The sequence below is a fragment of the Streptomyces sp. NPDC059456 genome (assembly GCF_042750055.1).
Taxonomy (GTDB): domain Bacteria; phylum Actinomycetota; class Actinomycetes; order Streptomycetales; family Streptomycetaceae; genus Streptomyces.
This window is the reverse complement of record NZ_JBHYVA010000228.1, coordinates 4404-11519: the sequence shown is the minus strand read 5'-3', so window position 1 is coordinate 11519 and position 7116 is coordinate 4404. Positions and strand designations below refer to the sequence as shown.

Below are 7116 nucleotides of genomic sequence, written 5' to 3'. Positions count from 1 at the left end.
GCCCACCACCACCCGGTACCAGCCTTCCTGGCGCATCATCCGGGCGAGCTGCACCGGGTCCGCCGGGACGTCCGCGGACGCGGTGCGGCCGGGAGCCGGACGGATCAGCTGGTAGGCGTCGCGGAGCCGGATGATCACACTGAAGACCGCGCCCATCGCCCCGCCCGCGAAGCAGACCAGGGAGTTCACCAGGACCGGCTCCTCGGGGCAGCCGATGCCGCCGTGGAACAGCCGTGGCAGGAACTGCCCTGCGAGCAGGGCCAGTACGAGCACCACGGGGCTGAGCAGGATGCCGAAGGCGAGGCCCGTGTTGAGGCCTCGGCCGGCGGCGAGCGCCGCGTCGGCCGCGAGCCGCTGCGCGGCGGCATCGGCTTCGGCCTGGAGGCGGTCCGTTCCGGGGCGCCCGGCGGGAGCGGCCGCGGCCTCCCGGACGCCCGTGCGTACGGCCGCTTCCAGCGCCCGGCACACGGCTTCGCCCGTACGCCGCTCGAACGCGCGCCGTGCGGCCGCGTGGAGGCGTTCGATGCGGGCCAGTTGCTGCGGCTCCGCGTCGCGCAGCCGCTGGAGGCCGGGCGCTTCCTCGGCGAGGCCGAGGGCCTCGGCCAGGGTCCGCGGCCCGTCCGGGCCGGCGGCCCCGAACAGCCATTCCGTGATCGCACCGGTCCGGCCCGCGCGCCGTTCACTCATCCGCATCCCCCTTGATCCCAGGGGAAGTTGTACCGTCACACCGGCCCCGGCGGAACCCCGGCCCCGTGGCGTCGCCGGGGTCCGGGCCGCCGGGCGGTCTGTGCGTGAACGGGAGGGATCAGCAGCCGAAGTCGACGCGCCGGAAGGAGGCGTAGTGGTCGGCGGTGTAGTAGTCCTCCTCCCACTGCTGCCCGGTGATGATCCGGCGCGCCCCGCGGGTCGGCGAGCCCGGGGTGATGACGGTGTACTCGTGGTAGTAGCCGGAGCCGTGGGCCGGCAGCAGCCGCTCGCGGTTCTGGAAGACGACGCCGTCCTGCGCGTAGGGGAACGGGCCGCCCTCGTCGATGAGATCGAGGGTGTCGTGCGCCTGGGACGGCAGGGCCGAGTAGCAGATGCTGCCCACCGCTGCCGCGGAGGCGGAGACGGAGGCGGGGGCGGACGCGGGTGCCGGGGCCGCCGAGGCGGTCGGTCCGGTGAGGAGCGCGGCGGCGGCGGCCGCGGCGCCGGCGAGGGCCACGAAACGTGGGGGGATTCTCATGCGGCCCATGATGACGCGCGTAGAGCCACGCCCGTCAACGCCAACTCTGCTGAGTTTCCTGCCTGTTCAACTCCCGTGTGCCGCGCGTGGCACGGTCGCCGCCGCCGCTTAAGACGGGCGCAACCTGAGCCCCGCGAGGCGCCGGTGGCAGGATGATCACCAGTCGACCGAGAGAGGTGCCACACCATGGCCGTCATCCACCGGACCACGATGACCCCCGGGAAGCTGGAGCTGCTCGCTTCCTGGCTTCCCGCTCAGCCCTGGTACCGGGGCGGGGAGGCGGGGACCGCACCGCAGCCCGTCAAGGCCGGCGGCTTCCGGATCGACGATCCCCGGGGCGAGGTCGGGATCGAGTTCATGGCGGTCACCGACGGTGCGGGAGAGCACCGGGCCACGTACCACGTACCGCTCACGTACCGCGGGGCACCGCTGCACGGCGCGGAGCACGCCCTCATCGGCACCTCCGAACACGGGGTGCTGGGGCGCCGGTGGATCTACGACGGGACCCACGACCCCGTCCTCGTCGAGCGGTTGTACGCGCTCGTGCGCGGCGGAGCGGAGCCGCAGGCGCAGAGCGAGAGCGACACGCCCGACCCGTCCGTGACCGGCTGGTCCGCGGCGCCCGGCCGGCCCGGCCCGGTCGACGTCCTGGAGGTCTCCCCCGGCCCGGACGCCTCCGACGTGCTCGTCCGGACCGCGGACGGGCGGCTGACCCTGCGCGTGCAGCGCGTCCTGCTGCCCGCGCCGGAGCAGGACCCGGCCGCGGAACCGCTGCTGGGGCACGTCACCGCGGAGTGGACGCTGCCGGACGGCACGAAGGCCCGCGGCCGGTACGCCGTGCTGCGCGCCTGACCGACGCACGGGTCGCGCGCAACCCGGGTGCGGGCGGCGCGGAGCGTCCCCCGCGCGCATCATGGAGGAGGTACCGGGGGACCCTTTCGCCTGGCAGAGGAGGGCGCGGATGAGTTCCCAGCGCTATGAGCTGGTGTTTTCCGAGGGCGCGGAGACCTGCGTGGTCGTCGTCGTGGTGACCGCGACCGGCCAGGCCGGTCCGGGCGGCCACCCGGTCTACGCGGACGCGACCGGCATCGTCCGGGCGGAGATCAGCGACCAGGAGGAAGTGCGCATCCTGGCGTCCGGAGGCGGCCAGGACCCGGCCCGCGTGGTCCGCGTCCGCCCCCTCCCCTGACAGCACGGCCGGGCGCCGCCCGCAACCGGGGGCCCGGCCGCCGCCGTTGCTCCGTACGAGTTCTCTTGCGTGCCCGTTCGGTCGCACCGGCCGAGCGGATGATCATCTTTAGGCCGCGCAGTCGCTTTGATGCTCCCAACGGGCCGTGGGCGAGCTGGGAAGGCTGCGTGGCGATGTCATCGACGCACCGTGCACACAAGGAACGACGGGCACGACGGAGCAGGACGTGGAGCGTGGTGGCCGCCGTGACGGGCGCGGCGCTCGCCGTCGCCGCGGCGCCGGGCCGGGCTCCGGAGCAGGATCCCGCGGCGCGGGCCGCCGGCGGCCCGGACGCCGCCGTGACCCTGCTCGTCGGCCGGGCCCTGGACCAGGGGGACGGCGACATCGCCGCACGGTGCGCGGTGGAGGGGTTCCGCGACGGGCTGTGCACGGGCTGGCGGCAGCAGCGGGTACGGGCCACCGCCCGGGGCGCCGGGTCGGTGCTGCGCGGTCCCGCGGCGCGCACGGCCGACGGGGCGGCGCGCACGGTCGTCCTGCCCACGAACTCCGGCGGCCCGCTCGACATCGCGCTCGCCGAAGCGGGACAGCTCACCGACGTCACCGTCCACGACGGGCACGGGCGCTACGTGGGCGGCGAACTGGCCCCCCGGAGCCGCCACTGGACCAACACCGAGCCGCTGCGGGCCGGTGAGCTCTACACCGTCAGCGTCGGCGCCCAGGACGCGGCCGGGACCCCGGTCGGCGTCACGATGGCCTTCCGGACCGCGCCGCCCCGGGACGGGGGCCGGCTCACGGTGGAGTTCGGGCCGAGGCCCGGCACGTACGGCGCGGGGCAGATCGTGACGGCCGCCCTGAGCCGCCCGGTTCCCGCCGCCGACCGGACGGCCCGGGCCCGGGTGGAGCGGGCGCTCCAGGTCACCTCGGAGCCGGCGGTGGAGGGCGGCTGGCACTGGGTGGACGATGCGACGCTGCACTACCGGCCGCGTACGTACTGGCCCGCGCACGCCGAGGTGCGCGTGACGAGCGGTCTCGACGGGGTGGAGGTCGGCGACCACGGCTACGGCGGGCCCTCCGACTCCACGGAGTTCACCGTCGGGGACCGGATCGAGGCGGTCACCGACGCCGGGGAGCACGAGATGACCGTGCGCCGCAACGGCAGGGTCATCCGGACGATCCCGGTCACCACCGGCAAGGCGGGTTTCCGGACCCGCAGCGGCATCAAGGTCGTGCTGGGCAAGGAGTACCAGGTCCGGATGCGCGGGGACACCGTCGGCATCAAGCGCGGCACCAGCGAGTTCTACGACCTGCCGGTGTTCTACGCGACGCGGGTGACGTGGAGCGGCGAGTACGTGCACGCCGCACCCTGGTCGGTCGCGGCGCAGGGCGAGGAGAACGTGAGCCACGGCTGCACGGGCATGAGCACGGCGGACGCGGCCTGGTTCTTCCAGACGGTGCGGGAGGGCGACGTCGTGCAGGTGGTGAACAGCGAGGGGGAGCAGATGGCTCCCTTCGACAACGGCTTCGGCGACTGGAACCTGGACTGGCGGGCCTGGCAGGCGGGCAGCGCCCGCACGTCCGCGCCCGTCCCGGCCGCCACCCTCCCGGCGGCGGCTCCGGCGGCCTCGTCCCGGCTGCGCCCCCTGACCTGAGCGCACCGCGGCCGCGCGCCGTGCCCGGCGGCGGAGCCGGGTACGGCGCGGGGCGCCGGGCGGGGGACGTCAGGCGCGGGGAGGGCCCGTCGGGGGACGGTCCGTCAGGGCGCGGGGTGTTTCGGGGTGGGGCAGACCTGCCAGGCGAGGTGGTAGAGGGTGCTCACGCTCGCGTCGGTGGAGTCCATGGCCATGAAACTGGTGGCGGTCTGCGGATTGGACGTGCCCGCATTCACGCGCAGTTCCGTATTGATGTTGAAGTTTCGTTTCTCCCCGCACGGGGCCCAGACCAGATCCGAATACTCCGTCGTGTCGGTCGCCTGCCAGTTGTCGTTGTGCGGACCGTTGAACTGATGGGTGCGCTGCGTCGTCTGCGGCATTCCCTGGAAGTAGTAGTTCGCGCGCTCCTGACCCCATGCTCCGGGCTGGAGGAATGCGAATCCGCGGTAGTCCGCCTGGACGATCGCGTAGGTGAATCCCGAAGGAACGTGGACGCGGAGATTGAGCTGGCAGTTCTTGCGGAACGCCGTCGGCGGGGCACCGGGTCCGACCTGGGCGAGGTAGTCACTGTAGGTGACGGTGAAGGCGGTGTTGTCCGGCGCGACGGCCACCTCGGCGGTGCCTTCCCGGCAGCCGGATCCGTTCACGGTGGCGAGTTCGATCACGATCTTGTCGGGGGGAGCGGTGATCTGCGGGATGTGGCCGGCGGCTCCGGCGGACGTCGTGGCGGTGGCGATCAGCACGGCTGCCGCGCCACCGGTGAGCAGGGTACGAGACAGGGAAGGAGACATCGTTGTCACTCCTGACCATCGATCGGTGATTCCTGCGCTCACGCCGCGTCAGGCCGCGGGGCATTCCTTCCACTCGAAGTGGTAGACCGTGCTCACGCTGCCGTCCGTCGAGTCCATGCTCATGAAGCTCAGGGCCTGCGGGTTCGACGTCCCCGCGTAGACCCGCAGTTCGCTGTTGACGTTGAGGTTGCGCTCCTCGCCGCAGGGTGCCCAGACGAGGTCGGCGTACTCGGTCTGGTCGCTCGCCTGCCAGTTGTCGGAGTACGGGCCGCTGAACTGGTGGGTCGTGCGGGCCGTCTGGGCCATGCCCTGGAAGTAGTAGTTCGCGCGCTCCTGGCCGTAGGCCCCGCGCTGCAGGTGGGCGAAGCCGCGGTAGTCGGCGCGGGCGATGGCGTACGTGAACCCCTGCGGTACGTGGATCCGCAGCGCGAGTTGGCAGTTCTTGCGGAAGTCGGTGCCGCCGGAGCCGGCGCCGGCCTGGGCCAGGTAGTCGCTGTACGTGACGGTGAACGCGGTGTTGTCGGAGGCCGCGGAGACGCTCGCGGTCCCCTGGGGACACCCCGAACCGTTCACGCCGACCACGTCGACGGTGATTCTGCCGGGCGGCGGCGTGTCCGCGCCCTCGGCGTGTGCGGGGGCGGCCAGCACGGACAGGGCCGCGACGGCGGCGCCTGCGGTGAGTCTGCGGAGCAACATCTTCGTTTCTCCATTCAATCGCCGCGCGGAACCGGAACCGGAACCGCTTCGAATTTCGGCATGCACATGCCACCACAGCGATTGCGTACTGGGAAGGACGCGATACGGACAACGGCCCCCGCCGCCGGGCGCTGGCCGAATTCCGCATTCCGCCGCGGATCTTCTCCGCCCCCGCCCATCAGCCGTACTCCCCCGCGCCGGAGCCCCGCCGCACGGCGCGCCCTCCGGCCGACAATGACCGGATCCGGGACGGGCGTGTGCGACGGCGGACCGGCCCCCGGTTCAGTTCTTCTTCGGCTCCTCGGCGTTGCACCAGACCGTGAGGTCGAGCGTGATGTCCGTGCCCGGATCCTTCGCGCCGGACCTTCGTGGCGCGTCCCGTCGCCGGCGGCCACCCGCCTGCACACCGGCGGTGACGGAAGGGGGCGTACTCCTCACCGAGGGTGACCGCGGCAGGTGCCGGTGGATCCTCCCGCGCCGAAGGGCGGTCACGTCAGCGGCACGGGGCGGCGCGCGCCGGGCCGCGATAGGCTCGTACGAGGCTCAGGAGAGGGATGGTGCTGATGTGTCGCTGGCTCGCCTACTCCGGTTCACCGATGCTGCTCGACGCCGTTCTCTACCAGCCGGAACATTCGCTGATCGACCAGAGCCTGCACGCACGGATGGGCGTCGAGTCGACGAACGGTGACGGTTTCGGCATCGGCTGGTACAGCGCCGACGGCGACGGCACCCCGGCGATCTTCCGGGACATCGGACCGGCCTGGAACAACCGCAACCTTCGGGAGCTGGCCGCGCACGTCCGCTCGCCGCTGTTCTTCGCCCATGTGCGCGCCTCCACCGGTTCGGCCATCCAGCAGACGAACTGTCACCCGTTCCGGCACGGCCGCTGGCTGTGGATGCACAACGGCGCCATCACCGACTTCCACCGCCTCCAGCGCGATCTGTGCATGGCCGTCGACCCGGCCCTGTTCTCGTGCATCGAGGGGTCCACGGATTCGGAGGTGATGTTCTACCTGGCCGTCACCTTCGGTCTCGACCAGGACGTGCCCGGTGCGGTCGCCCGGATGACGGGTCTGGTGGAGCGGCTCGGCAAGGAGCACGGCGTCGCCGACCCGATGCAGATGACGATCGCCGTCAGCGACGGCGAGCGCGTGTGGGCCTTCCGGTATTCCAGCGCGGGCAAGTCCCGCTCGCTGTTCTACAGCAGCAAAGCCGAAACGGTACGGCAGCTGTACCCGGAGCTGCCGTACCTGCGGGAGGTCTCCGACGCGACCCGCCTGGTGGTCTCCGAACCCCTCGGCGACCTCCCGGGCGTGTGGAACGAACTGCCCGAGGCCAGTTACGCGGTGCTGCCGTCCGCGGCCACGGAGGACTACCTCCCGTTCATCCCCGAACTCCCCTGAACCGCGCCGTGCGGGGCCGCCGGGGGGGGGCGGGGGGGGCGGCACCCCCCCCCCCCCGCGGATCCCCCGCCCCAGCGCCCGTGCCGCGGCGCGGGGGCCCCCCGGGGGGGCCCCCCCGCGGGGTCCGAAGGCGTCGACGCGCGGCCAGCGCACGGGGGTGGCG

8 protein-coding genes are annotated in these 7116 nt (G+C 73.0%); 4 read left to right on the top strand and 4 right to left on the bottom strand.

From position 1 onward, the window contains the following. Both ACFXA3_RS20765 and ACFXA3_RS20760 read right to left on the bottom strand, forming a co-directional pair. A partial coding sequence (locus ACFXA3_RS20765) for a hypothetical protein (RefSeq protein ID WP_385188702.1) occupies positions 1-687 on the bottom strand: 687 nt, incomplete at its 3' end. Between the two features lie 118 nt (positions 688-805). Further along, positions 806-1225, bottom strand: a complete 420-nt coding sequence (locus ACFXA3_RS20760) for a ribonuclease domain-containing protein (protein ID WP_385188700.1) — start codon at positions 1223-1225, stop codon at positions 806-808. Positions 1226-1411: 186 nt separating this feature from the next. Between ACFXA3_RS20760 and ACFXA3_RS20755 the strand changes: the two genes are divergently transcribed. From ACFXA3_RS20755 to ACFXA3_RS20745, 3 genes are all read left to right on the top strand, one after another. Then, a complete protein-coding gene (locus tag ACFXA3_RS20755) occupies positions 1412-2077 on the top strand; it encodes a 1,4-alpha-glucan branching protein (protein ID WP_385188698.1) in 666 nt (221 codons plus the stop codon). A gap of 109 nt (positions 2078-2186) precedes the next feature. Then, entirely contained in the window at positions 2187-2414 is a 228-nt protein-coding gene (locus ACFXA3_RS20750) for a DUF6296 family protein (RefSeq protein WP_385188696.1), read from the top strand. A 233-nt stretch (positions 2415-2647) separates the two neighbouring features. Next, positions 2648-4063, top strand: a complete 1416-nt coding sequence (locus ACFXA3_RS20745; RefSeq protein WP_385188695.1) for an Ig-like domain-containing protein — start codon at positions 2648-2650, stop codon at positions 4061-4063. A gap of 104 nt (positions 4064-4167) precedes the next feature. Here the strand turns inward: ACFXA3_RS20745 and ACFXA3_RS20740 are convergent, their stop codons facing one another. Further along, complete coding sequence (locus ACFXA3_RS20740) at positions 4168-4854, bottom strand: DUF4360 domain-containing protein (RefSeq protein ID WP_385188693.1); 687 nt, start codon at positions 4852-4854, stop codon at positions 4168-4170. A gap of 48 nt (positions 4855-4902) precedes the next feature. Beyond that, complete coding sequence (locus ACFXA3_RS20735; protein ID WP_385188691.1) at positions 4903-5550, bottom strand: DUF4360 domain-containing protein; 648 nt, start codon at positions 5548-5550, stop codon at positions 4903-4905. Between the two features lie 563 nt (positions 5551-6113). Between ACFXA3_RS20735 and ACFXA3_RS20730 the strand changes: the two genes are divergently transcribed. Beyond that, a complete protein-coding gene (locus tag ACFXA3_RS20730) occupies positions 6114-6953 on the top strand; it encodes a class II glutamine amidotransferase (RefSeq protein ID WP_385188705.1) in 840 nt (279 codons plus the stop codon). The last annotated feature ends 163 nt before the right edge of the window (positions 6954-7116 follow it).

Excerpts from the sequence above, each read along its gene's own strand:
- ACFXA3_RS20760 (WP_385188700.1), bottom strand. The coding sequence starts at position 1,225 with ATGAGAATCCCCCCACGTTTCGTGGCCCTCGCCGGCGCCGCGGCCGCC.
- ACFXA3_RS20755 (WP_385188698.1), top strand. The coding sequence starts at position 1,412 with ATGGCCGTCATCCACCGGACCACGATGACCCCCGGGAAGCTGGAGCTG.
- ACFXA3_RS20750 (WP_385188696.1), top strand. The coding sequence starts at position 2,187 with ATGAGTTCCCAGCGCTATGAGCTGGTGTTTTCCGAGGGCGCGGAGACC.
- ACFXA3_RS20740 (WP_385188693.1), bottom strand. The coding sequence starts at position 4,854 with ATGTCTCCTTCCCTGTCTCGTACCCTGCTCACCGGTGGCGCGGCAGCC.
- ACFXA3_RS20735 (WP_385188691.1), bottom strand. The coding sequence starts at position 5,550 with ATGTTGCTCCGCAGACTCACCGCAGGCGCCGCCGTCGCGGCCCTGTCC.
- ACFXA3_RS20730 (WP_385188705.1), top strand. The coding sequence starts at position 6,114 with ATGTGTCGCTGGCTCGCCTACTCCGGTTCACCGATGCTGCTCGACGCC.